This is a genomic window from Klebsiella sp. OBRC7, assembly GCF_000293135.1.
In the GTDB taxonomy this organism is placed as follows: Bacteria; Pseudomonadota; Gammaproteobacteria; order Enterobacterales; family Enterobacteriaceae; genus Klebsiella; species Klebsiella michiganensis.
This window is the reverse complement of sequence record NZ_ALNJ01000144.1, coordinates 1-22,138: the sequence shown is the minus strand read 5'-3', so window position 1 is coordinate 22,138 and position 22,138 is coordinate 1. Positions and strand designations below refer to the sequence as shown.

20 protein-coding genes and 1 pseudogene are annotated in these 22,138 nt (G+C 55.8%); 14 read left to right on the top strand and 7 right to left on the bottom strand.

The genetic code is table 11. The annotated features are described in order from the left end of the window. Positions 1-609, bottom strand: a pseudogene (locus tag HMPREF1144_RS27675) (serine dehydratase subunit alpha family protein); the annotation flags it as partial. Between the two features lie 377 nt (positions 610-986). Here HMPREF1144_RS27675 and psiE point away from each other — a divergent pair. Continuing rightward, positions 987-1,397, top strand: a complete 411-nt coding sequence (gene psiE / locus HMPREF1144_RS27670; protein ID WP_004097754.1) for a phosphate-starvation-inducible protein PsiE — start codon at positions 987-989, stop codon at positions 1,395-1,397. A gap of 190 nt (positions 1,398-1,587) precedes the next feature. Here psiE and malG read toward each other — a convergent pair whose 3' ends face one another. The 3 genes from malG to malE form a co-directional block, all read right to left on the bottom strand. Further along, positions 1,588-2,478 carry a maltose ABC transporter permease MalG gene (gene malG / locus HMPREF1144_RS27665; protein ID WP_004109572.1) on the bottom strand — a complete coding sequence of 297 codons (891 nt, stop codon included), beginning with the start codon at positions 2,476-2,478 and terminating at the stop codon, positions 1,588-1,590. A gap of 14 nt (positions 2,479-2,492) precedes the next feature. Continuing rightward, a complete protein-coding gene (malF, locus tag HMPREF1144_RS27660) occupies positions 2,493-4,037 on the bottom strand; it encodes a maltose ABC transporter permease MalF (RefSeq protein WP_004097758.1) in 1,545 nt (514 codons plus the stop codon). Positions 4,038-4,223: 186 nt separating this feature from the next. After that, positions 4,224-5,414, bottom strand: a complete 1,191-nt coding sequence (gene malE, locus HMPREF1144_RS27655; protein ID WP_004097760.1) for a maltose/maltodextrin ABC transporter substrate-binding protein MalE — start codon at positions 5,412-5,414, stop codon at positions 4,224-4,226. A 370-nt stretch (positions 5,415-5,784) separates the two neighbouring features. On the opposite strand from malE, the gene malK reads away from it, so the two are divergent. The 5 genes from malK (at position 5,785) to ubiA (ending at position 10,960) form a co-directional block, all read left to right on the top strand. Further along, positions 5,785-6,894, top strand: coding sequence for a maltose/maltodextrin ABC transporter ATP-binding protein MalK (gene malK, locus HMPREF1144_RS27650; protein WP_004097762.1), 1,110 nt, complete (start codon positions 5,785-5,787; stop codon positions 6,892-6,894). Between the two features lie 171 nt (positions 6,895-7,065). After that, positions 7,066-8,352, top strand: a complete 1,287-nt coding sequence (locus HMPREF1144_RS27645; RefSeq protein WP_004097765.1) for a maltoporin — start codon at positions 7,066-7,068, stop codon at positions 8,350-8,352. A 107-nt stretch (positions 8,353-8,459) separates the two neighbouring features. After that, positions 8,460-9,392, top strand: coding sequence for a maltose operon protein MalM (gene malM / locus HMPREF1144_RS27640; protein ID WP_004097766.1), 933 nt, complete (start codon positions 8,460-8,462; stop codon positions 9,390-9,392). Positions 9,393-9,580: 188 nt separating this feature from the next. Then, entirely contained in the window at positions 9,581-10,078 is a 498-nt protein-coding gene (gene ubiC / locus HMPREF1144_RS27635; RefSeq protein WP_009654674.1) for a chorismate lyase, read from the top strand. A 12-nt stretch (positions 10,079-10,090) separates the two neighbouring features. Further along, entirely contained in the window at positions 10,091-10,960 is an 870-nt protein-coding gene (gene ubiA, locus HMPREF1144_RS27630) for a 4-hydroxybenzoate octaprenyltransferase (RefSeq protein WP_004097768.1), read from the top strand. Positions 10,961-11,058: 98 nt separating this feature from the next. Here ubiA and plsB read toward each other — a convergent pair whose 3' ends face one another. After that, positions 11,059-13,482 (bottom strand): glycerol-3-phosphate 1-O-acyltransferase PlsB, encoded by a 2,424-nt coding sequence (gene plsB / locus HMPREF1144_RS27625; RefSeq protein ID WP_004097770.1) that lies wholly within the window; start codon positions 13,480-13,482, stop codon positions 11,059-11,061. A 129-nt stretch (positions 13,483-13,611) separates the two neighbouring features. On the opposite strand from plsB, the gene HMPREF1144_RS27620 reads away from it, so the two are divergent. The 4 genes from HMPREF1144_RS27620 to HMPREF1144_RS27605 all read left to right on the top strand — a co-directional run bounded on the left by HMPREF1144_RS27620 (position 13,612) and on the right by HMPREF1144_RS27605 (position 16,446). Beyond that, on the top strand, positions 13,612-13,980 hold the full coding sequence (locus HMPREF1144_RS27620; RefSeq protein ID WP_009654678.1) for a diacylglycerol kinase: 369 nt from the start codon (positions 13,612-13,614) through the stop codon (positions 13,978-13,980). A gap of 122 nt (positions 13,981-14,102) precedes the next feature. Then, positions 14,103-14,711, top strand: coding sequence for a transcriptional repressor LexA (gene lexA, locus HMPREF1144_RS27615; protein ID WP_004097774.1), 609 nt, complete (start codon positions 14,103-14,105; stop codon positions 14,709-14,711). A 72-nt stretch (positions 14,712-14,783) separates the two neighbouring features. Continuing rightward, the gene (gene dinF / locus HMPREF1144_RS27610) at positions 14,784-16,100 is read left to right on the top strand and encodes an MATE family efflux transporter DinF (protein ID WP_009654675.1); all 1,317 of its coding nucleotides are present in this window, start codon (positions 14,784-14,786) and stop codon (positions 16,098-16,100) included. A gap of 136 nt (positions 16,101-16,236) precedes the next feature. After that, complete coding sequence (locus tag HMPREF1144_RS27605) at positions 16,237-16,446, top strand: CsbD family protein (protein ID WP_004137568.1); 210 nt, start codon at positions 16,237-16,239, stop codon at positions 16,444-16,446. A 210-nt stretch (positions 16,447-16,656) separates the two neighbouring features. Here the strand turns inward: HMPREF1144_RS27605 and zur are convergent, their stop codons facing one another. Then, complete coding sequence (zur, locus tag HMPREF1144_RS27600) at positions 16,657-17,172, bottom strand: zinc uptake transcriptional repressor Zur (protein WP_004097781.1); 516 nt, start codon at positions 17,170-17,172, stop codon at positions 16,657-16,659. Positions 17,173-17,373: 201 nt separating this feature from the next. On the opposite strand from zur, the gene HMPREF1144_RS27595 reads away from it, so the two are divergent. The 3 genes from HMPREF1144_RS27595 (at position 17,374) to pspG (ending at position 19,348) form a co-directional block, all read left to right on the top strand. Beyond that, positions 17,374-17,862, top strand: a complete 489-nt coding sequence (locus HMPREF1144_RS27595; protein WP_004097782.1) for a cupin domain-containing protein — start codon at positions 17,374-17,376, stop codon at positions 17,860-17,862. Between the two features lie 107 nt (positions 17,863-17,969). Next, complete coding sequence (gene dusA / locus HMPREF1144_RS27590) at positions 17,970-18,965, top strand: tRNA dihydrouridine(20/20a) synthase DusA (protein WP_032722066.1); 996 nt, start codon at positions 17,970-17,972, stop codon at positions 18,963-18,965. 140 nt (positions 18,966-19,105) lie between these two features. Further along, the gene (gene pspG, locus HMPREF1144_RS27585) at positions 19,106-19,348 is read left to right on the top strand and encodes an envelope stress response protein PspG (RefSeq protein ID WP_004097786.1); all 243 of its coding nucleotides are present in this window, start codon (positions 19,106-19,108) and stop codon (positions 19,346-19,348) included. A 303-nt stretch (positions 19,349-19,651) separates the two neighbouring features. On the opposite strand, the gene HMPREF1144_RS27580 is transcribed toward pspG, so the two are convergent. Beyond that, complete coding sequence (locus HMPREF1144_RS27580; protein ID WP_009654680.1) at positions 19,652-20,635, bottom strand: quinone oxidoreductase; 984 nt, start codon at positions 20,633-20,635, stop codon at positions 19,652-19,654. Between the two features lie 61 nt (positions 20,636-20,696). Here HMPREF1144_RS27580 and dnaB point away from each other — a divergent pair, with 61 nt between their 5' ends. Beyond that, positions 20,697-22,112, top strand: coding sequence for a replicative DNA helicase (dnaB, locus tag HMPREF1144_RS27575; RefSeq protein ID WP_004097788.1), 1,416 nt, complete (start codon positions 20,697-20,699; stop codon positions 22,110-22,112). Positions 22,113-22,138: the final 26 nt, after the last annotated feature.

Here is a 22,138-nt window from a genome sequence, read left to right as displayed (position 1 = left end):
TGAATTGAGCCGGGCGGCTTCGAGAATAAATGCGATGTCGGCGTATTCGACCTCGCTAATAAAATCAAAGGCCTCGGCAAGCGAAAAGGTTGCTAATGTTTCCTGCTGCGTTACCGTACTCTGTTTGTCCGCCAACACCTGCGCTTCGCCATTAATATACAGCTCAACGATATTGGTATGCGTGCCCTTGACCACCACGCGGCAGCTCTTTTCGCCGCCCGTTAGCGTCAGATCCAGATGAATAAAATCAGGGGTGTCTTTCACGCTAATATTGACCTGGCCATCGGCAATTAACTCGTGGGCTAATTCAACATGCCGTTCGGTAATTCCTTCCAGCGTTTTTAAACCTTTATCCGCATCGCCGCCAAATGCGCCGATCGCAGCGGCGAGCGCCACCCCGCTGACGGAAGTGCCCGGAATAGTTACGCCCATCGCATTCTTGTACAGGTTCGCAGAAATAAAACCGCTAATATTTTGACAAGCCGTATCTAAATGTTTCGCAGCGTAAGCAGCGGTAAAAGAAATAGCAACGGGTTCCGTGCAGCCTAATGCCGGGGCCACTTCTTTTTTTAGCCAGTTTATAAACAGGGATGAGTGTTTAGTAGTCATGTTTTATATCTTTCCGCTAACGTGGGTTTATTAATCTGCGAATATGCTAAGTCAATTTCTAAGGAAAAACTTACTCTAATGCGGGCGTAATTTATGCCCGAAAGAGAAAAATATTCGCTTATTACAATATTGTAAAATTGTGATCTTATTATGGTTAATTAACTGATTTGACGGGTATTTATATTCTGTTTTTTGAACATAAAAAGGGATTTAGTTAACTACCTCACAGCGTTGCCGAAAGTAAAAATTTCTCTTTTTACGTATTTCGTCGGAGATGAGAAAGGTAAGTCGTGGAAAGCAGGGTCTCATAAATGTAGATCTGGATCACATTTTTGCGTTATACAGGTCACAGGAAATCATGATGATGAGGTGTACCTATGCCGCCGGTTTATCGTCCGTTGGTGAGTTTTATTGCAACCGCAATGCAAACTGTTTTGAATCTTGGCCTGCTGTGCCTGGGGGTCATTCTGATCGTATTTCTGGGAAAGGAGACGCTGCATCTGGCGCACGTCCTGTTCACCCCGGAGCCTGTCAGCAAGTACAAGCTGGTGGAAGGGCTGGTGGTCTACTTCCTCTATTTCGAGTTTATCGCGCTGATAGTGAAGTACTTTGAGTCGGGATTTCACTTCCCGCTGCGCTACTTTGTCTATATTGGCATCACCGCAATCGTCCGCCTGATCATTATCGATCATGAGTCGCCTATGGCGGTGCTGATTTACTCCGCGGCGATCCTGATTCTGGTGATAACGCTCTGGCTGTGTAACTCCAACCGTCTGAAGCGCGAATAAAAAAAGCGGCCTCCAGGGCCGCTGACCAACAGTCACAAATAGAATTTATGTAGGGTCCAGTTGAGGATAGCAGTGGCATTTGCCTTACTTTTTCAGCTGAGGGCGACAGCGGTAATACCCGGTTGGGGTCGCGTATTACCGCAAAACCGTCATCCCTCCTCTGAAATTTGGGGCAGGTGTTACAAAAAAATTAACCTTTCACTCCGCCAGCCGTCAGGCCGTTAACCAACCAGCGCTGGGCCAGCAGGAACACCACGGTAATCGGAATGGCGGAGAGCACCGCCGCGGCGGCAAAGTCGCCCCACAGATAGTTCTGCGGGTTGAGATACTGTTGCATTCCGACCGCAAGGGTATAGCTGTTCACATCGCGCAGCAGCAGGGAGGCCACCGGCACTTCGGTAATCGCCGCGATGAACGACAGAATAAACACCACCGCCAGAATCGGTACCGACAGCGGGAGCAGCACCAGGCGGAAAGCCTGCCATGGGGTCGCACCGTCCAGCGCCGCCGCTTCTTCCAGCGAGCCATCGATGGTTTCGAAGTAACCTTTGATCGTCCAGACGTGCAGCGCGATACCGCCCATATAGGCGAAGATGACGCCGCCGTGGGTATTCAGGCCGACGAACGGCACGTACTGGCCGAGTCGGTCAAACAGGGCATACAGCGCGACCAGCGACAGCACCGCGGGGAACATCTGGAAAATCAGCATCCCTTTCAGCAGCGTTGCTTTACCCGGGAAGCGCATGCGGGCAAAAGCGTAAGCGCAGGTGGTAGAAAGCGCGACGATGCCAATGGCGGTAATGCCTGCCACCTTGATGGAGTTCCACAGCCACAGCAGTACCGGGAAGGGGGGCGGCGTGACGCGACCATCAGCGTGTTCGACGCTGAAGCCGAGCGCCAGCCGCCAGTGCTCCCAGGAGATACTTTCGGGGATCAGGCTACCGGTGGCGAAGTTCCCTTCGCGCAGAGAGATAGCGATGACCATCAGCAGCGGGAACATAATCGCCGCGATAAAAATCAGCAGCAGGAGGTGCGTTGTTAATAAACGCAGCTTCTGAGATTTGGGTTGAACCATAGCCATAATCGTTATCTCCCTTAATCGAACTTCATACGTGTGGCTTTCAGGTTAACAATCGCCAGCGCGCCTACCAGCAGGAAGATCAGCGTGGCGATAGCCGCCGCGAGGCCGAAGTCCTGACCGCCGCCGCCTTCAAAGGCGATACGGTAGGTATAGCTCACCAGCAGGTCGGTGTAGCCCGCCGGCGTGGTGGTGCCGAGCCGGTCCGGCCCGCCGTTGGTCAACAGCTGAATCAGCACGAAGTTGTTAAAGTTAAAGGCGAAGCTGGCGATCATCAGCGGCGTCAGCGGCTTGATCAGCAGCGGCAGCGTAATTTTGAAGAAGTTCTGGAACGGTGTAGCGCCATCCATTGCCGAGGCTTCATATAAATCGTCAGGAATCGCTTTCAGCAGGCCCATGCACAGGATCATCATGTACGGATAGCCCAGCCAGGTGTTGACGATGATAATCATGGTACGCGCGGTGGTCGGGTCGCTAAACCAGGCCGGCTTGATGCCGAACAGCGCGCTGAGCATCATGTTGATCTCACCAAAGCTCTGGTTGAACAACCCTTTGAAAATCAGAATCGAGATAAACGACGGTACGGCGTAAGGCAGAATCAGCAGTACGCGGTAAATCGCTTTACCTTTCAGGGCTTCCCACTGGACGAGACAGGCGAGCACCATGCCGACCGCAACGGTGAGAATCACGGTCAGAACGGAGAACACCACAGTCCAGACGAAAATCGCGAAGAACGGTTTCTGGATGCCTTCATCCTGGAACACGCGAGTGAAGTTATCCCAGCCGATGGTCACGGTGTAGCCCGGGCTGAGCTTTTCGCTGCCCCAGCTACCGTCGGCGTTCATCGCCTGATAGAAACCGACCTCGGCGTTCGGACGGTATTTCACGCCGCTCTGGTTGTTGGTCAGCGTGCCATCACTGGCCAGCGAGTACAGCGGCTGGGTACCGGAGAACTGACGCAGGGAGCTCATAATGACTTTGCTTTCATCCGGTAACACGGCGGTCAGCTGATTCAGGGCGGTACGGTTTTGCGTAATCACGCGCAGCGTGGCGCGCTCGCCTTCCGGCAGGGCGTCAGCCTCTTTTAAGGCCAGCTTCTGTTCGCCGCCGAATTTAAAGGCGTCGGAAAGATAGTTTTTGCCGCTTTCGCCGTCGGTCAGCGCCAGCTTCCACTCATCTCCCGCCGGATAAAGCGCGAAGTTGTAGGATTTGCCCGCCTGGAAGGAGCGGTCCATCAGCACCTGTTGGGCGCGTTCGAAGGTCAGCTGGTTAGTGCTGCTGTAGTTGGTGAAAGCGATAGCGATAGTGCAGATCAGCGGGAACAGGACGAACAGCCCCATCCCGGCGAGACCCGGATAAACATAGCGCCAGGCGTAGGCCTTGCGATTGGAAAAAATATACAGGCCAACCGAGCTCAAAATCAGCGTCATGATGGCAAACAGGTACTCCCCCTGGGCGTACATCAAAACAACAAGGTAACCCACCAGCAGGCACAGCAAGCCGATCACAGACCATGTGAGCTGCGGGCTTTGCCACCAGTGTTTCTTTTTCACGACATCCATGGGGATCATCCTCTTTACACTTTATCCTTCGCGCTACCTCTTCGTTGGCTGTGGATGCGCACCCCAGTCGCTTACTGATGTAAGCGCCTGGGGATTTGCATCCTTGCCGCCTTGATGTAGCGCGGATGATTTCGCGTAACAACGTATTCAACAAACCTTATTCCCTAAGAAATAAGGGAAACCGTATTACTTGGTGATACGAGCCTGTGCGTCTTTCAGCGCCTCTTCAACGGTCTGGCGACCGCTGGCGGCGTTGATCACCGCGGTACGAACGGCATACCAGAAGGCAGACATCTGCGGGATGTTAGGCATGATTTCGCCATTCTGGGCGTTCGCCATGGTGGCGGCGATGCGCGGATCTTTTTCCAGTTTCTCCTGGAAGGATTTCAGCGCCACAGCACCCAGCGGTTTGTCGTTGTTAACCGATTCCAGACCCTGATCGGTCATCAGGTAGTTTTCGAGGAACTCTTTCGCCAGCTCTTTGTTCGGGCTGGCGGCGTTAATACCCGCGCTCAGCACGCCAACGAACGGTTTAGAGGGTTTGCCTTTAAAGGTTGGCAGCAGGGTGACGCCGTAGTTAACCTTGCTCTTATCAATGTTAGACCACGCCCACGGACCGTTGATGGTCATCGCGGTTTCGCCTTTGTTGAATGCCGCTTCCGCGATGGAGTAGTCGGTGTCGGCGTTCATGTGCTTGTTCTTGATAAGGTCGACCAGGAAGGTCAGGCCAGCTTTCGCGCCAGCGCTATCCACGCCGACGTCTTTCACGTCGTACTTACCGTTTTCAAACTTGAACGCGTATCCACCAGCGGCAGCGATCAGCGGCCAGGTGAAGTACGGTTCCTGCAGGTTGAACATCAGCGCGCTCTTACCTTTCGCTTTCAGTTCTTTATCCAGCGCCGGGATCTCTTCCCAGGTTTTCGGCGGGTTTGGCACCAGGTCTTTGTTATAGATCAGCGACAGCGCTTCAACGGCAACCGGGTAGGCAATCAGCTTGCCGTTATAGCGAACCGCGTCCCAGGTGAACGGATAGAGTTTGTCCTGGAACGCTTTGTCCGGGGTGATTTCCGCCAGCAGGCCGGACTGGGCGTAGCCGCCAAAACGGTCGTGAGCCCAGAAGATGATGTCAGGGCCGTCGCCGGTCGCGGCAACCTGCGGGAATTTCTCTTCCAGCTTATCCGGATGCTCTACGGAGACTTTAATGCCGGTGTCTTTTTCAAACTTTTTACCCACTTCAGCGAGGCCGTTGTAGCCTTTGTCGCCGTTAATCCAGATAACCAGCTTACCTTCTTCGATTTTTGCGAGGGCAGAGGCGGAAAACATCATCGTGGTCAATGCAGACAGCGCGAGGATGCGAGCGCCAGTTTTGATTTTCATATACCCGTCCTATTTGGTGATGTGCTCGTGGATACACTTGAGTGGCTTAACGGTGATGAGTTTCCTTTTTTAACAACCTCTTTCCATCCTCCCCATGTCTACGCCCCATCCCCCGATAGTGTGATCTCCATTACAGAAATGCCGGTTATGAGTCCTGGAGCACATAAAAAGGCGGCCAATTTTGCAGGCTACATCACGAAATCGGCATCTGCCCGCCCCCCCCAGCGGCGAGACGTCATCTCTCATCCTCCCGTCTCCTCCCCCATGAAAAAGCCGGGGGGTGGAGGATTTACCAGACTAATGAATGCCGCATAGTCAGCCCATCTTGAATGTGTCGTTAAGTGACAGGTTGTAACGAAGGGAGAAGGGCATGGCGAGCGTACAGCTGCGAAATGTAACGAAAGCCTGGGGTGACGTGGTGGTATCAAAAGATATCAATCTCGAGATCCAGGATGGGGAGTTCGTCGTGTTTGTTGGGCCATCAGGCTGCGGCAAATCCACCCTGCTGCGTATGATTGCCGGGCTGGAAACGGTGACCAGCGGCGATCTGCTGATTGGCGATACCCGAATGAATGATGTCCCGCCCGCCGAACGCGGTATCGGGATGGTGTTTCAGTCTTATGCGCTTTACCCCCACCTTTCCGTCGCGGAAAACATGTCTTTTGGCCTGAAGCTGGCCGGCGCCAAAAAAGAGCTGATTAACCAGCGCGTGACTCAGGTGGCGGAAGTTCTTCAGCTGGCCCATCTGCTGGAGCGCAAACCGAAAGCGCTTTCCGGCGGTCAGCGTCAGCGCGTGGCGATTGGCCGTACTCTGGTGGCTGAACCGCGCGTGTTCCTGCTGGATGAACCGCTCTCTAACCTTGATGCCGCGCTGCGTGTACAGATGCGTATTGAGATTTCCCGTCTGCATAAGCGTCTTGGCCGCACGATGATTTACGTGACCCACGACCAGGTCGAAGCGATGACCCTCGCCGACAAGATTGTGGTGCTGGACGCCGGTCGCGTGGCGCAGGTCGGCAAGCCTCTCGAACTCTATCACTACCCGGCGGATCGCTTCGTCGCGGGCTTTATTGGCTCGCCGAAGATGAACTTCCTGCCGGTGAAAGTCACCGCTACCGCCATTGAGCAGGTGCAGGTGGAGCTGCCGAACCGTCAGCAGGTCTGGCTGCCGGTGGACAGCGCCCGCGTTCAGGTCGGCGCCAACATGTCCTTAGGGATTCGCCCGGAACATCTGCTGCCCAGCGATATCGCCGACGTCACCCTCGAAGGTGAAGTTCAGGTGGTCGAACAGCTCGGCCACGAAACGCAAATTCATATCCAGATCCCATCCATCCGTCAAAACCTGGTTTACCGCCAGAACGACGTGGTGCTGGTAGAAGAGGGAGCCACATTCGCCATCGGTTTGCCGCCGGAGCGCTGCCATTTATTCCGTGAGGATGGCACCGCTTGTCGTCGGCTGCATAAAGAGCCGGGCGTGTAGGGCTTCTAACTAAAAAAAAACACAAAACCATTCGCGCTGCATCGAGGCGGCAAGGGAATGAATCCCTGGGAGCGTACAAAAGTACGTGACCAGGGTGAGTGAGCGCAGCCAACAAAGAGGCAGCCCGAAGGGTGAAGTGTTCAAAGAAAAGCAATGATCTCAGGAGATAGAATGATGATTACTCTGCGCAAACTTCCACTGGCGGTCGCCGTTGCGGCAGGCGTTATGTCTGCTCAGGCGCTGGCCGTTGATTTCCACGGCTACGCTCGTTCTGGTATCGGCTGGACCGGCAGCGGCGGTGAGCAACAGTGCTTCCAGGCAACCGGCGCTCAAAGTAAATACCGTCTGGGTAACGAATGTGAAACCTATGCGGAACTGAAGCTGGGCCAGGAAGTATGGAAAGAAGGTGATAAGAGCTTCTACTTCGATACCAACGTCGCCTACTCTGTGTCACAGCAGAACGACTGGGAATCCACCAGTCCGGCATTCCGTGAAGCTAACGTGCAGGGTAAAAACCTGATCGAATGGTTGCCAGGTTCCACCATCTGGGCCGGTAAGCGCTTCTACCAGCGTCATGACGTTCATATGATCGACTTCTACTACTGGGATATTTCTGGTCCTGGTGCGGGTATTGAAAACATCGATCTGGGCTTCGGTAAACTCTCTCTGGCAGCAACGCGTTCTTCTGAATCCGGCGGCTCCGGCACCTTCGCCGATCGCGACGAGTTCGGTAATCGCGTCTATGACAATATCGTGCCGAACGATGTATTCGACGTGCGTTTGGCCGGTCTGGAAACTAACCCGGGTGGTACGCTGGAACTGGGCGTTGACTACGGCCACACTAACATCCCTGATGATTATTCTCTGCAGCCGGGCGCTTCCAAAGACGGCTGGATGCTTACCGCTGAGCATACTCAGAGCATGCTGAAAGGCTTTAACAAATTTGTTCTGCAGTATGCAACTGACTCTATGACTTCCAGCGGTAAAGGCGTTCCGCAAGGTGGCAGCATTAATAACGATGGATCTATGTGGCGCGTGTTGGACCACGGTGCGATCTCTCTGGGCGATAGCTGGGATCTGATGTACGTCGGTATGTACCAGGATATCGACCGCGACAACAACAATGGTACCCAGTGGTGGACCGTCGGCGTTCGTCCAATGTACAAGTGGACGCCTATCATGAGCACCCTGATGGAAATCGGCTACGACAACGTCAAATCTCAACGCACCAGCGATCGTAACAGCCAGTATAAAGTGACTCTGGCACAGCAGTGGCAGGCTGGTGACAGCATCTGGTCCCGTCCGGCAATCCGCGTATTCGCAACGTACGCTAAATGGGATGAGAAATGGGGCTATAACGATAGCGGCGTAGCGTATAACGACACCAGCGCTAAAACCTTTAGCCGTGGCGATAGCGACGAGTGGACCTTCGGTGCCCAGATGGAAATCTGGTGGTAATCGAGCCTGACCGTTCGTAACTAAAAGAGGGGCGCAAGCCCCTCTATCTTAGGCCCAGCGCGCTATTGCCTGGCTACCGCTCGGCCATCGGAATTGAGGTGATAACAATGAAAATGAAGAAAAGTCTCGTTGCCCTCTGCCTGTCCGTCGGCCTGATGGCCTGCGTACCCGCAGTCAGTTTTGCTGATGTTAATTTCGTGCCGCAGAACACCTCTGCCGCGCCGTCGATTCCGGCCTCCGCGTTGCAGCAGTTGACCTGGACTCCGGTCGATCAATCTAAAACGCAGACGACAAAGCTCGCCGTGGCCGGACAGACGCTCAGTGTCCCCGGTATCAGCGGCCCGGTCGCCGCATACAGCGTTCCGGCGAATATTGGCGAGCTCAATATTACGTTAACCAGCGAAGTGGAAAAACAAACTGCGGTATATGCGCCGAACGTGCTGATTCTTGACCAAAATATGACGCCATCCGCGTTTTTCCCCAGCAGCTACTTCACTTATCTTGAACCGGGAGTGATGAGTTCAGATCGTCTGGAAGGCGTAATGCGCCTGACTCCGGCGCTGGGACAGCAGAAAATTTATGTGCTGGTTTTTACCACGCCGCAGGATTTGCAGCAGACCACTAAATTAATCGATCCGGCGAAGGCTTACGCCAAAGGTACCGGCAATGCGGTGCCGGATATTCCGGATCCCATCGCGAAACACGTTACAGACGGTACCATTAGCCTGAAGGTGAAAACCTCTACCGGCTCCAGCGTGCTGGTTGGCCCGTTGTTTGGTTCGTCAGGTCCGGGGCCCGTTACCGTCGGTAATACCGCTGCTCCTGCCTATAGCGCGCCGGTTGTCGCGCCGGCCCCGGCTCCGGCGGCGAAAAGCGAACCGATGCTCGACGATACCGAAACCTACTTCAACAACGGCATTAAGCAGGCGGTTGCGAAAGGCGATATCGATAAAGCCCTGAAATTGATGAACGAAGCTGAACGTCTTGGCTCGAAATCTGCTCGTTCCACCTTTATCAGCAGTGTAAAAGGCAAGGGGTGACCGTCTCCCCGCAATGCTGATGTTTAGGCACAGCCTTTAGGTGCGTCCGTTCGGGCGCACTTTTTTTTAGCGCGCCGCAGCCTCTGTTGCACGGCTGTTGCGCGGATGATCGTATATTGACGTTTGCCCGCCCTCGATGCCCCATTCTGCGATACAATACCTTCACGTTATGTACCGGAGATTCAGGCATGCCACATCCTGCGCTTACGCAACTGCGTGCGCTGCATTATTTTGCCGCTATGCCCCCGCTGGATGCGCATCTGCGCGACTGGTTATTGCTGGAAGACTCAATGACCAAACGCTTTGAGCAGCAGGGGAAGAAAGTCAGCGTCATCATGGTTAACGAAGGTTTTGTTGGACGCGAGGCGCTGGCCGGTGAGGAGTCCCTGTTACCGAGCGAACCCCGCTACTGGCTGCGGGAAATCATTCTTTGCGCCAACGGTGAACCCTGGCTGGCCGGGCGCACGATAGTGCCCGAATCAACGCTGAGCGGCCCCGAACTGGCGCTGCAACAGCTGGGACAAACGCCGCTGGGCCGCTATCTCTTCACGTCATCGACGCTAACCCGCGATTTTATTGAAATTGGTCGTCATGCAGAGCTTTGGGGGCGTCGTTCCCGCCTCCGGTTGAGCGGCAAACCGCTGCTGCTGACGGAACTGTTTTTGCCTGCATCGCCGTTGTATTAAGAGGAAAATGAAATGGAGTGGAGTCTGACGCAGAACAAGCTGCTGGCGTTTCACCGCCTGATGCGTACTGACAAACCGATTGGCGCGCTGCTGCTGCTGTGGCCGACGCTGTGGGCGCTGTGGGTGGCGACGCCGGGGATACCGCCGCTATGGATCCTCGCCGTTTTTGTCGCCGGCGTCTGGCTGATGCGCGCCGCAGGCTGCGTGGTCAACGACTATGCCGATCGCAAGTTTGACGGCCACGTCAAACGGACGGCCCGTCGCCCGTTGCCGAGCGGCGACGTTAGCGAAAAGGAGGCGCGGACGCTGTTTGTCGTGCTGGTGCTGCTTTCGTTCCTGCTGGTATTGACCCTGAACACCATGACCATTCTGCTGTCGGTAGCAGCGCTGGCGCTGGCATGGGTATATCCGTTTATGAAGCGCTATACCCACCTGCCTCAGGTCGTGCTGGGCGCGGCGTTCGGCTGGTCGATCCCGATGGCCTTTTCGGCGGTCAGCGAATCGCTGCCGCTGAGCTGCTGGCTGATGTTCCTCGCCAATATCCTGTGGGCGGTGGCCTACGATACCCAGTATGCGATGGTCGATCGTGATGATGACGTCAAAATCGGTATCAAATCGACGGCAATTCTCTTTGGCGACAACGATCGCTTAATCATCGGTATTTTACAGGTGGCGGTACTGGGTCTGATGGCCGCGGTAGGCTGGCTGAGCGGGCTGGGCTGGGAGTACTACTGGTCGTTGTTTATCGCCGCGGCGCTGTTTGCCTGGCAGCAGAAGCTGATATTTAAACGCGAACGCGATGCCTGCTTTAAGGCGTTTATGAACAATAATTACGTGGGGCTGGTGCTATTTCTCGGCCTGGCGATGGGATATATGCAGTAGCGCTGTGGGTTTCCCGGCTTGCGGCGTAAACGCCTTAGCCGGGCTACAAAACCGCAGGGTCCGGTAGCCCGGCGCAGGCCGGGACATCTCTTTAAACGTTACGCTTCATCCTGGGTAACGCTTTCAATCGTTAACCGCACGTCAGAAGTAATCAGATCCGCCAGCATGCGGTAGATCTTCAACGTCTCTTCCGGCTCGGCGTCCCCGGTATCGCTGATATAGCCTTCGTCACGCAGGGTCAACACCAGCGTGCTGAACACCGCCTTATCGAAGAACTCCGGCGCGTTGATGCCGTGCAGAACGGACAGGCGCTGCGCCACGGTGCGGCTCTCTTTCTCCAGCGAACTGCGGTTGATTGACGGGTTAGCGCTCAGCAGCCAGAAGGTAATGGCGTAGCGCTGCAGCGTTTCGCGCGCGCCTGCGGCCAGCAGCTGCAGAGAACGGGCGTGAGACGGATTAACGCTCACCTCATCGTCGTTCAGGGCGATGAGGCCCTGACGCTGCATCTCAGCGATCAGCGCATCGACGACGCCCGCCAGCTCCGCTTTTTCCCAGCGCAGGAACAGCTCGGCCTTCAGGAACGGATAGAACATCTCGACGTGACGCAGGATTTCAGCGCGGGTAATACGACGATGCTGAGTGACGATGGCGGCTAACAGCGACGGCATCACCAGCATATGGGCGATGTTGTTGCGGTAGTAGGTCATCAGGACGGCCTGCTCGCGCGGCAGAATGATGATATCGCCAATGGTATCTTTCTCGACTTCGAACTTGTTCATCTGCAGCGCGTGGTCAATCAGCTCGCTGGCCGAAGCCGCAGGCGTGGTCGCATCCGCTGAATATGGCACGTTGCGCAGCAGGGCGAGATAGCACTCCAGCTGCTCGGTGAGCTGCTCGCGGGTCAGTGAACGCTGACGCGATGCCAGCAGCGCGGTACAGCACAGGTTCATGGCGTTAGCCGCGCCGGCATTATTGATGCGCACCATCAGATCCGAGGCGATATTATTCACCGTCGGGGTCAGCCAGGAAGGGCGAACCGCTTCGATAGGGTCGATAGACTCGCGCCAGTCCGGCACATGCTGGTTCAGATAGGCCATCAGCGGCAGGGGTTCGCCGAAGTTAACGTAGCCCTGGCCGAGATTTCGCAGCTTGCTCAAGCCGCGCAGCATCTGCGGCAGGCTCTCTTTCTCTTTCGTCGCACCGCGTAGCTCTTTGGCGTAGGTACCGACCTCCATCACGTGCTCGTAGCCGATGTAAATCGGCACCAGGGTGATGGGGCGATTACCGCCGCGCAGCATCGCCTGAATGGTCATCGACAGGGTGCCGGTTTTCGGATCCAGCAGGCGTCCGGTACGCGAACGCCCGCCTTCAACGAAATACTCCACCGAATAGCCGCGGCTGAACAGCTCGCCGAGATATTCGCGAAATACCGTTGAGTAGAGCTTATTGCCCTTGAACGTGCGGCGAATAAAGAACGCGCCACCGCGACGGAAGATCGGACCGGCGGGCCAGAAGTTCAGGTTGATACCGGCGGCGATATGCGGCGGCACCAGGCCCTGATGATAAATGACGTAAGAGAGCAGCAGATAGTCCATATGGCTGCGGTGGCACGGGACATAAACGATCTCGTGGCCTTCGTGCGCCAGCTGACGGACACGCTCGGCGTTATGCACGTTAATGCCCTGATACAACCGGTTCCAGGTAAAGCCCAGCACGCGGTCTGTCAGGCGAATCATCTCGTAGGAGAAGTTTGCCGCGATCTCTTCCATCAGAGCGATAGCGTTTTGCTGCGCCTTTTCATGAGAAATTTTCTTGCTGCGCGCTTCGTCTTCTACCGCACGGGCAATGGCTTTCGACGCCAGCAGTTTATTAAACAGATCCTGGCGCGCGGGCAGGCGCGGGCCGACCGCCGCCAGACGCTGACGGGCGAAGTGCATGCGCGCCACGCGGGCCAGCTTCTGGGCGATGGTTTTATCGGTACCGTGTTCGTCCGCCATCTTACGCAGCGAGACCGAAGGCGAGAAACGGACAAAGCTGTCGCGGCCCAGCCACAGAACGGCGAAGAATTTCTGAATGCCGTTGAGCATGCGCAGCGGCGGGTTCACCTCGCCTTTTTCACGCCCCGGTGCGCGACCGAACATCACCGAAACCGGCACCATCTGCACGTCAAGATCGGGATGGTTGCGGTGCAAATCCAGATAGTCGTGAAAGAGCTTGATAGACTCTTCTTTCGGCGTGTAATAGGTAAACACGCGCGGTCCGCCGTGGATAAATACGTAGCGCGGAAGCAGGCCGCCATCGATCTCGAGCGGCTCCAGCGGGTCCGGTAATTCATGTTCCAGACATTGCGCGCGCAGCGTCAGCAGGTCCGCCTTCGAATTGTAGGGCAGGACATACATAATGGGACGCGAGGTATCCAGGCCTAATTCCTGAGCAGGTTGTGCCGGAATCGACTTGCTTTTTACCAGCGCCCTTAATGGTAAATTCAGTAATTTATAGTAAATTCGTTGCCAGCCAGACATAGACGATGTGAAGCCTCTGGTTAATCATGCAAATGCGCCGCAAGAATAACAGAAAGTGCGCAAAATTTCCGTTGTAACGCGGCAAACGCGTACACTCATTGACGTCATTTACATAAAAAGGTTTGTTTGATGGCCAATAATACCACTGGGTTAACCCGAATTATTAAAGCGGCAGGGTATTCCTGGAAAGGATTCCGGGCGGCGTGGGTCAACGAGGCCGCCTTTCGTCAGGAAGGCATCGCGGCCGTTATTGCCGTGGCGATCGCCTGCTGGTTAGACGTCGATGCCATCACCCGGGTGCTGTTGATTAGCTCGGTCCTGCTAGTGATGATAGTTGAAATTATCAATAGCGCGATTGAGGCGGTTGTTGACCGTATTGGCCCTGAACAGCACGAGCTTTCGGGGCGAGCGAAAGACATGGGATCGGCGGCGGTATTGCTGGCGATTATCATCGCGCTGATCGCGTGGGGAACGCTTTTATGGGCAAACTACCGCTAACGCCTGGCGTAGCGGCTCGCAAAACGGAAAGAAACTCCTGATTTTTGTGTGAAATGTGGTTCCAAAATCACCGTTAGCTGTATATACTCACAGCATAACTGTATATACACCCAGGGGGCGGAATGAAAGCGTTAACGACCAGGCAGCAAGAGGTGTTTGATCTCATTCGGGATCATATCAGCCAGACGGGCATGCCGCCGACGCGTGCGGAGATTGCTCAGCGCTTGGGGTTCCGTTCCCCAAACGCGGCGGAAGAACACCTGAAAGCGCTGGCGCGTAAAGGCGCAATCGAGATCGTTTCCGGCGCCTCCCGCGGTATTCGTCTGCTGACGGAAGAAGAAACGGGTCTGCCGCTTATTGGCCGCGTCGCAGCGGGTGAGCCGCTGCTGGCCCAGCAGCACATTGAAGGTCACTATCAGGTCGATCCGGCTATGTTTAAGCCGAATGCCGATTTTCTGCTGCGCGTTAGCGGTATGTCGATGAAAGACATCGGTATTCTTGATGGCGACCTGCTGGCCGTCCATAAAACGCAGGATGTGCGCAATGGCCAGGTGGTTGTGGCGCGCATCGACGAAGAAGTTACCGTGAAGCGACTGAAAAAGCAGGGTAACGTCGTGGAACTGCTGCCGGAAAACAGCGAATTCTCGCCGATCGTGGTGGACCTTCGCGAGCAAAGCTTCACTATTGAAGGCCTGGCCGTCGGCGTTATCCGCAACGGCAACTGGCAGTAATCTCTTCACCTCGCGGCATCATCACCTGATGCATGATGCTGCGCCGTTTTTCCTCATTTGGGCTCTTTCTCCATGCTTTTTAACGCCGCCGACAAAGCCCTGTGGCGCTTAGCGCTGCCCATGATCTTCTCCAATATCACCGTTCCGCTGCTGGGGCTGGTGGATACCGCCGTTATTGGCCACCTCGACAGCCCGGTTTATCTGGGGGGGGTGGCGGTTGGCGCAACGGCGACCAGCTTCCTCTTTATGCTGCTGTTGTTCCTGCGAATGAGTACCACCGGACTGACGGCGCAGGCGTTTGGCGCAAAAGATCCGCAGCGGCTGGCGCGTGCGCTGGTGCAGCCGCTGGGCCTGGCGCTGGCCGCCGGGGCGGCGATTGTGCTCTTGCGGATGCCGTTAATCGACCTGGCGCTGCATATCGTCGGCGGTAGCGAAGCCGTGCTCGAACAGGCCAGACGCTTCCTGGAGCTCCGCTGGCTAAGCGCGCCGGCATCGCTGGCGAATCTGGTCCTGCTGGGCTGGCTGCTGGGCGTGCAGTACGCCAGAGCGCCGGTGATCCTGCTGGTGGTCGGCAACGTCCTCAACATCGTGCTCGATTTATGGCTGGTGATGGGCCTGCACATGAACGTGCAGGGGGCGGCGCTGGCGACGGTCACCGCAGAATACGTCACTTTCTTTATTGGTCTGCTGATGGCGAGACGCGTGCTGGCGCTGCGCGGCGTTTCCCTGTCGATGCTGAAAAATGCCTGGCGCGGCGATATACGCCGCCTGCTGGCGCTGAATCGCGACATCATGCTGCGTTCGCTGCTGCTACAGCTCTGCTTCGGGGCGGTGACGGTATTTGGCGCCCGCCTCGGCGCCGATGTCGTCGCGGTCAATGCGGTCCTCATGACGATGCTGACCTTTACCGCCTATGCGCTGGACGGTTTTGCCTACGCCGTTGAGGCGCACTCCGGGCAGGCCTACGGCGCGCGCGACGACAGCCAGCTGCTTGCCGTCTGGCACGCGGCCTGCCGCCAGTCAGGGATGGTGGCGCTGGCGTTTGCGCTGATTTACGGCCTTGCCGGTGAGCAGATTATCGCTTTGCTGACCTCGCTGCCTTCGCTGCAGCAGCTGGCCGATCGCTATCTGGTCTGGCAGATGATCCTGCCGGTCATTGGTGTTTGGTGCTACCTGCTCGACGGTATGTTTATCGGCGCGACGCGCGGTGCGGAGATGCGCAACAGCATGGCGGTAGCGGCGGCGGGGTTTGCCCTGACGCTGCTGACGGTACCAACGCTCGGTAACCACGGGCTTTGGCTGGCGCTGACGGTATTTCTCGCCCTGCGCGGCGCTTCCCTGGCGGTTATCTGGCGGCGCCACTGGCAGCGCGGTACCTGGTTTTCGTAATGCATTTTGTGCATCTGATGGTTAAAGATTCCGAATAATAAATCTTACTCAGAATACTCATCTATAGTTAAATCATGTCCGGCACACAGCGGGCTGTTCATTCACCGAACGATAACCGAACGATGAGGAATGCATGATGAATAAAGATGAAATCGGCGGTAACTGGAAACAGTTCAAAGGTAAAGCGAAAGAAAAATGGGGCAAGCTGACCGACGATGACATGACCGTCATTGAAGGCAAACGCGACCAGCTGGTGGGCAGAATCCAGGAACGTTACGGTTACGCCAAAGACCAGGCAGAGAAAGAAGTGACCGACTGGGAAACCAAAAACGACTATCGCTGGTAGCGAAAACGCCGTGTTTTAACCCCTTACTATTGCCTGCCCTAACGATTTATACCCTAAATCATTCGAGTTGCAGGACAAGGCACTCGTGCTTTGAACAGCGCTTGCGCTGGCCCCGGAGGGGCGAGGCCGCAGGCCGGGTAACAAAGCCAACGCACATGCATCTTGAAGTATGACGGGTATACACCCTTGATTCCCGCTGCGGCTAACGCCTCAGCGGGCTTTCTTTTTGATCTGGATGGTATGGTCGTGGTGGCAGTGGCCCGGCGTACTGCAGGATTCAACCTCGACGCAGGCGGCGCACAGGCCGTGAGCCTCAATGACGTTATGGCGCAGGGCGAATCCCATTCTTGCCGCCAGCGTATGCATAATATCTTCGACGCCTTCCGCACACTCTTCTTTGACGCCGCCGCAGCGGTCGCAGATAAACATCGCCGAGCTGTGGGTCGGTTGGTCGAAAAGGTGACACAGTACGTAGCTATTGGTGGATTCCACCTTATGTACGAACCCTTGCTCCAGTAAAAACTCCAGCGCCCGGTATACCGTCGGCGGTTTTGCCTGAGGCTCTTTTTCACGAAGGAGATCGAGCAGATCGTAGGCGCTGATTGCTCCTTGCTGCAGGCTCATCAAACGCAATACTTCAAGGCGCTGCGGGGTCAGGCGCACGCCACGCTGCGCGCACAGCTTTTCAGCATGCGCTAACATTTGTTGCGAAGTGGTCTTATCCATGAGCGTCCTCTGGTTGCGTGAATCTGAAACTGTTACTTTATCACGATACCGGTGAAACGCCGAGACCCGGCGGGCTATACCGGTCACACTTCACGTTACCTGCGCGCTGGCTGCGCCAATTCGTCCCAGCCGAGCTCCTGGGGTCGCTCAACCTTGCCACCTTATGCTATACCTGATGCATCTCATTTTCGGGAGAAAACGATGAAACGACCTGACTGCATTCGACACTGGCGTGAACTGGAAGGCGTGGATGATTCCACCTATCCCGACAGTACTGAGCTTTTCTCCATCGGCGCGCCGCTGGCGCGGGGCCTGCGGCTGAATCGTCTGGGGATCCACCATGAACGCCTGCCGCCCGGGCGTCGTACCTCCTACCCGCATGCGGAAAGCGATGAAGAAGAGTTTATCTACGTGCTGGAAGGCTATCCGGAAGTATGGATTAACGGCTACCTCTGGAAGCTGGAGCCGGGGGATAGCGTCGGTTTTCCTGCCGGAACCGGCATTTGCCACACCTTCCTCAATAACACCGAGCAGGAGGTTCGCCTGTTAGTCGTTGGCGAGGCAAATAAGAAATTTAATCGCATCTACTACCCGCTTAACCCCGGCTATGCCGCCACGCGTCAGGATCGCTGGGTTGACCATCCGCCGCAGTTTTTTGGTCCTCACGACGGTAAGCCGCGGAAAAAATAGCATTTGTTGCGGGATGGAAAGGGTGCGCGCCGACGCTATGCGCCAGTGGTTTATCTTTGTGCTATAGTAGCGCCCCTTTTTACCCGGATGCTTATTTATTCGCCATGATGTCAGACTCAACGCCTACTGCTTTCGCCGCTCACCGTTTTTCCATCGCGCCGATGCTCGACTGGACCGACAGACACTGCCGTTATTTTCTGCGTCAGCTGTCGCGCCACACGCTGCTGTATACCGAAATGGTGACCACCGGTGCGATTATTCACGGCAAGGGCGACTATCTGGCCTACAGCGAAGAAGAGCATCCGGTCGCCCTGCAGCTCGGCGGCAGCGATCCGGCTGCGCTGGCACACTGCGCGAAGCTGGCGCAGGCGCGCGGCTACGATGAAATTAACCTGAACGTTGGCTGCCCGTCCGATCGCGTGCAGAACGGTATGTTTGGCGCCTGCCTGATGGGGAACGCGCAGCTGGTGGCAGACTGTATTAAAGCCATGCGCGACGTCGTGTCGATCCCGGTCACGGTGAAAACCCGTATCGGCATTGATGACCAGGACAGCTACGCGTTTCTGTGTGATTTTATCGAAACGGTATCCGGGAAAGGCGAGTGCGAGATGTTTATCATCCACGCGCGCAAAGCGTGGCTTTCGGGGCTGAGCCCTAAAGAGAACCGCGAGATCCCGCCGCTTGACTATCCGCGCGTTTACCAGCTGAAGCGTGATTTTCCGCATCTGACCATGGCTATTAACGGCGGCATTAAGTCGCTGGAAGAAGCAAAACAACATCTTGCGCATATGGACGGGGTGATGGTGGGCCGCGAGGCCTATCAGAATCCAGGCATTCTGGCGTCGGTGGATCGGGAAATTTTCGGCGTGGAAGGCATCGATGCTGACCCGGTTTCCGTGGTCCGGGCGATGTATCCCTATATCGAACGCGAGCTTAGCAACGGTACTTATCTGGGACACGTAACGCGCCATATGCTCGGGCTGTTTCAGGGGATCCCCGGCGCGCGCCAGTGGCGTCGCTATCTGAGCGAAAATGCGCATAAAGCCGGGGCGGACATCAACGTGCTGGAACAGGCGCTGAAACTGGTTGCCGACAAGCGTTAGTTTTTCACTAAAACCTGGTCAAATTCACCACGCCCTGCACGTATCGTGCCGGGCGTTTTTGTTATTATTCAATAACTTATATTTGGCACGATTTTTGTAATATCCGGTAAGGTAGATAAAACTTCTTTAGGGGAAAGACGATGCTGGAACTCTTATTCGTTATTGGCTTTTTTGTCATGCTATTGGTCACCGGCATTTCACTGCTGGGTATTATTGCCGCGATTGTCGTCGCGACCGCGCTGATGTTTGTCGGCGGTCTGTTTGCGTTAATGATTAAACTGCTGCCGTGGCTGCTGCTGGCCGTTGCCGTGGTTTGGGTGATTCGGGCGATAAAATCACCAACCGAGAACCGTTATCGCGCTAATAACCGCTGGCGCTACTAAGGTATTGAGCGGTATGTCACAACCTGAAGATTTTTGCATAAAACAGCGTAGGCTTTGCTTATTAAATCTGTCACTATTAGCGGGTTAACGAATTCATCGTGCTGTACCCTACATACAGCCGAACAAAAAAAGTAAGGGCTTCCCATGTGGAAGCCCTAAACTTTTCTTCTTTTCCCGTCATACTTCAGGCTACAGGGGCGTTGGTTGCTTGCATTCACACCAGTCACTTACTGTTGTAAGCTCCCGGGGATTCATTCACTTACCATCTTCCTGTAGCCCGAATTATTCAGGGAAAAGCCATTACTATGGCAAGAGCAAACTTGACCCCTGCGTCGCCCGGCTTTCCAGCACCTTATGCGCGCGTCTGGCGTCGGTTAACGCATATTTTTGGCTCTCCGCGACATCCACTTTTATCACGCCGCTGGCGATCAGCGAAAACAGCTCGTTGCTGGCTTCCGTCAGCTCTTCACGCGTGGTGATATAGCCCTGCAGAGAAGGGCGGGTGACGTACAGCGAACCTTTTTGATTGAGGATCCCGAGATTGACGCCGGTCACCGGGCCGGAGGAGTTGCCGAAGCTCACCATCAGCCCCCGACGCTGCAGGCAGTCAAGGGAAGCTTCCCAGGTATCTTTCCCGACGGAATCATAAACCACGTGGACTTTCTTACCGTCGGTGATCTCTTTCAGGCGCTCGACGATATTCTCTTCGCGATAGTTAATGATCTGCCAGGCGCCGGCCTGTTTGGCGCGTTCAGCTTTTTGCGCGCTGCCGACGGTACCGATCAGCTTCGCGCCCAGCGCTTTGGCCCACTGACAGGCGATGAGCCCGACGCCGCCGGCCGCCGCATGAAACAAGAACGGCTCTCCCGCTTTGATCTCGTAGGTTTTCCGCAGCAGGTAATAGACCGTGAGCCCTTTCAGGAATGAGGCTGCCGCCTGCTCGAAAGAGATCGCGTCCGGCAAAATGGCGGCCTTATCCGCGGGCACGTTGTGGACGGTGCTATAGGCTCCCAGCGCCGATTGCGCGTAGACCACCCGATCGCCGGCTTTGATATGTTTCACGCCGCTGCCGACTTTGCTTACTACGCCAGCGGCTTCGGTACCCAGACCGCTCGGCAATGACGGAGGCGGGTAGAGGCCGCTGCGGATATAGGTATCAATGTAGTTGATGCCGATGGCCTTGTTCTCTACCTGAATTTCGTGCTCTGCGGGATCTTTCGGCGTGAACTCCAGCGCTTGCAGAACATCAGGCCCTCCGTGCTGGTGAAATTCAATTCGTGTTGCCATGCTTCCTCCAGAAATGTGGTAATCTTTCGACCCATTCACTATCTCGGTAACTCCATTCACTATGGCAGGAAATAAACCCTTCAACAAACCACAGACTGAACCCCGCGAGCGTGATTATCAGCTCGATGGGTTGAAGGTCCCGCCGCACTCGATTGAAGCGGAACAGTCGGTGTTGGGCGGTTTAATGCTGGATAACGAACGCTGGGACGACGTTGCCGAGCGCGTTGTTTCGGAAGATTTTTATACCCGTCCGCATCGCCATATTTTCACCGAAATGGCGCGCCTGCAGGAATCGGGCAGCCCGATCGACCTGATTACGCTCGCCGAATCGCTGGAGCGTCAGGGGCAGCTGGACAGCGTCGGCGGCTTCGCCTACCTGGCGGAATTATCGAAAAATACGCCAAGCGCGGCGAACATCAGCGCTTATGCCGATATCGTCCGCGAACGTGCGGTGGTACGCGAAATGATCTCCGTGGCGAATGAAATCGCCGAAGCCGGTTTCGATCCCCAGGGCCGCACCAGCGAAGATCTGCTCGACCTCGCCGAATCCCGGGTGTTTAAAATTGCCGAAAGCCGCGCGAATAAAGACGAGGGGCCGAAGAATATCGCCGACGTGCTCGACGCTACCGTGGCGCGTATTGAACAGCTCTTCCAGCAGCCGCATGACGGCGTCACCGGGGTGAATACCGGCTATGACGATCTCAATAAAAAAACCGCCGGTCTTCAGCCGTCGGACCTGATTATTGTCGCCGCGCGTCCGTCAATGGGTAAGACGACTTTTGCGATGAACCTCGTGGAAAACGCGGCGATGCTGCAGGATAAGCCGGTACTCATCTTCAGTCTCGAGATGCCCTCGGAGCAGATTATGATGCGTTCTCTGGCCTCGCTGTCGCGCGTTGACCAGACCCGCATTCGTACCGGCCAGCTGGATGATGAAGACTGGGCGCGCATTTCCGGCACCATGGGAATTCTGCTGGAAAAACGTAACATCTATATTGATGACTCCTCCGGCCTGACGCCGACGGAAGTGCGCTCCCGCGCGCGGCGTATCGCCCGCGAGCACGGCGGCATCGGTCTTATTATGATCGACTACCTGCAGCTGATGCGCGTGCCGTCGCTCTCCGATAACCGTACGCTGGAAATCGCCGAAATTTCCCGCTCGCTCAAGGCGCTGGCGAAGGAGCTGCAGGTGCCGGTGGTGGCGCTGTCGCAGCTTAACCGCTCGCTGGAACAGCGTGCGGACAAGCGCCCGGTGAACTCCGACCTGCGTGAGTCCGGCTCCATCGAGCAGGACGCCGACTTAATCATGTTTATCTACCGTGATGAGGTTTATCACGAGAACAGTGATTTAAAAGGCATCGCCGAAATTATTATTGGTAAACAGCGTAACGGCCCTATCGGGACGGTGCGCCTGACGTTTAACGGTCAGTGGTCGCGTTTTGATAATTATGCTGGGCCACAATACGACGACGAATAAATTTCCGTCATCCTTCATGCCGCAGA

Excerpts from the sequence above, each read along its gene's own strand:
- dnaB (WP_004097788.1), top strand. The coding sequence starts at position 20,697 with ATGGCAGGAAATAAACCCTTCAACAAACCACAGACTGAACCCCGCGAG.
- dusA (WP_032722066.1), top strand. The coding sequence starts at position 17,970 with ATGTCAGACTCAACGCCTACTGCTTTCGCCGCTCACCGTTTTTCCATC.
- zur (WP_004097781.1), bottom strand. The coding sequence starts at position 17,172 with ATGGATAAGACCACTTCGCAACAAATGTTAGCGCATGCTGAAAAGCTG.
- plsB (WP_004097770.1), bottom strand. The coding sequence starts at position 13,482 with ATGTCTGGCTGGCAACGAATTTACTATAAATTACTGAATTTACCATTA.
- malF (WP_004097758.1), bottom strand. The coding sequence starts at position 4,037 with ATGGATGTCGTGAAAAAGAAACACTGGTGGCAAAGCCCGCAGCTCACA.
- ubiA (WP_004097768.1), top strand. The coding sequence starts at position 10,091 with ATGGAGTGGAGTCTGACGCAGAACAAGCTGCTGGCGTTTCACCGCCTG.
- pspG (WP_004097786.1), top strand. The coding sequence starts at position 19,106 with ATGCTGGAACTCTTATTCGTTATTGGCTTTTTTGTCATGCTATTGGTC.
- HMPREF1144_RS27580 (WP_009654680.1), bottom strand. The coding sequence starts at position 20,635 with ATGGCAACACGAATTGAATTTCACCAGCACGGAGGGCCTGATGTTCTG.
- psiE (WP_004097754.1), top strand. The coding sequence starts at position 987 with ATGCCGCCGGTTTATCGTCCGTTGGTGAGTTTTATTGCAACCGCAATG.
- HMPREF1144_RS27595 (WP_004097782.1), top strand. The coding sequence starts at position 17,374 with ATGAAACGACCTGACTGCATTCGACACTGGCGTGAACTGGAAGGCGTG.
- dinF (WP_009654675.1), top strand. The coding sequence starts at position 14,784 with ATGCTTTTTAACGCCGCCGACAAAGCCCTGTGGCGCTTAGCGCTGCCC.
- lexA (WP_004097774.1), top strand. The coding sequence starts at position 14,103 with ATGAAAGCGTTAACGACCAGGCAGCAAGAGGTGTTTGATCTCATTCGG.
- HMPREF1144_RS27645 (WP_004097765.1), top strand. The coding sequence starts at position 7,066 with ATGATGATTACTCTGCGCAAACTTCCACTGGCGGTCGCCGTTGCGGCA.
- malE (WP_004097760.1), bottom strand. The coding sequence starts at position 5,414 with ATGAAAATCAAAACTGGCGCTCGCATCCTCGCGCTGTCTGCATTGACC.
- malM (WP_004097766.1), top strand. The coding sequence starts at position 8,460 with ATGAAAATGAAGAAAAGTCTCGTTGCCCTCTGCCTGTCCGTCGGCCTG.
- malK (WP_004097762.1), top strand. The coding sequence starts at position 5,785 with ATGGCGAGCGTACAGCTGCGAAATGTAACGAAAGCCTGGGGTGACGTG.
- ubiC (WP_009654674.1), top strand. The coding sequence starts at position 9,581 with ATGCCACATCCTGCGCTTACGCAACTGCGTGCGCTGCATTATTTTGCC.
- malG (WP_004109572.1), bottom strand. The coding sequence starts at position 2,478 with ATGGCTATGGTTCAACCCAAATCTCAGAAGCTGCGTTTATTAACAACG.
- HMPREF1144_RS27605 (WP_004137568.1), top strand. The coding sequence starts at position 16,237 with ATGAATAAAGATGAAATCGGCGGTAACTGGAAACAGTTCAAAGGTAAA.
- HMPREF1144_RS27620 (WP_009654678.1), top strand. The coding sequence starts at position 13,612 with ATGGCCAATAATACCACTGGGTTAACCCGAATTATTAAAGCGGCAGGG.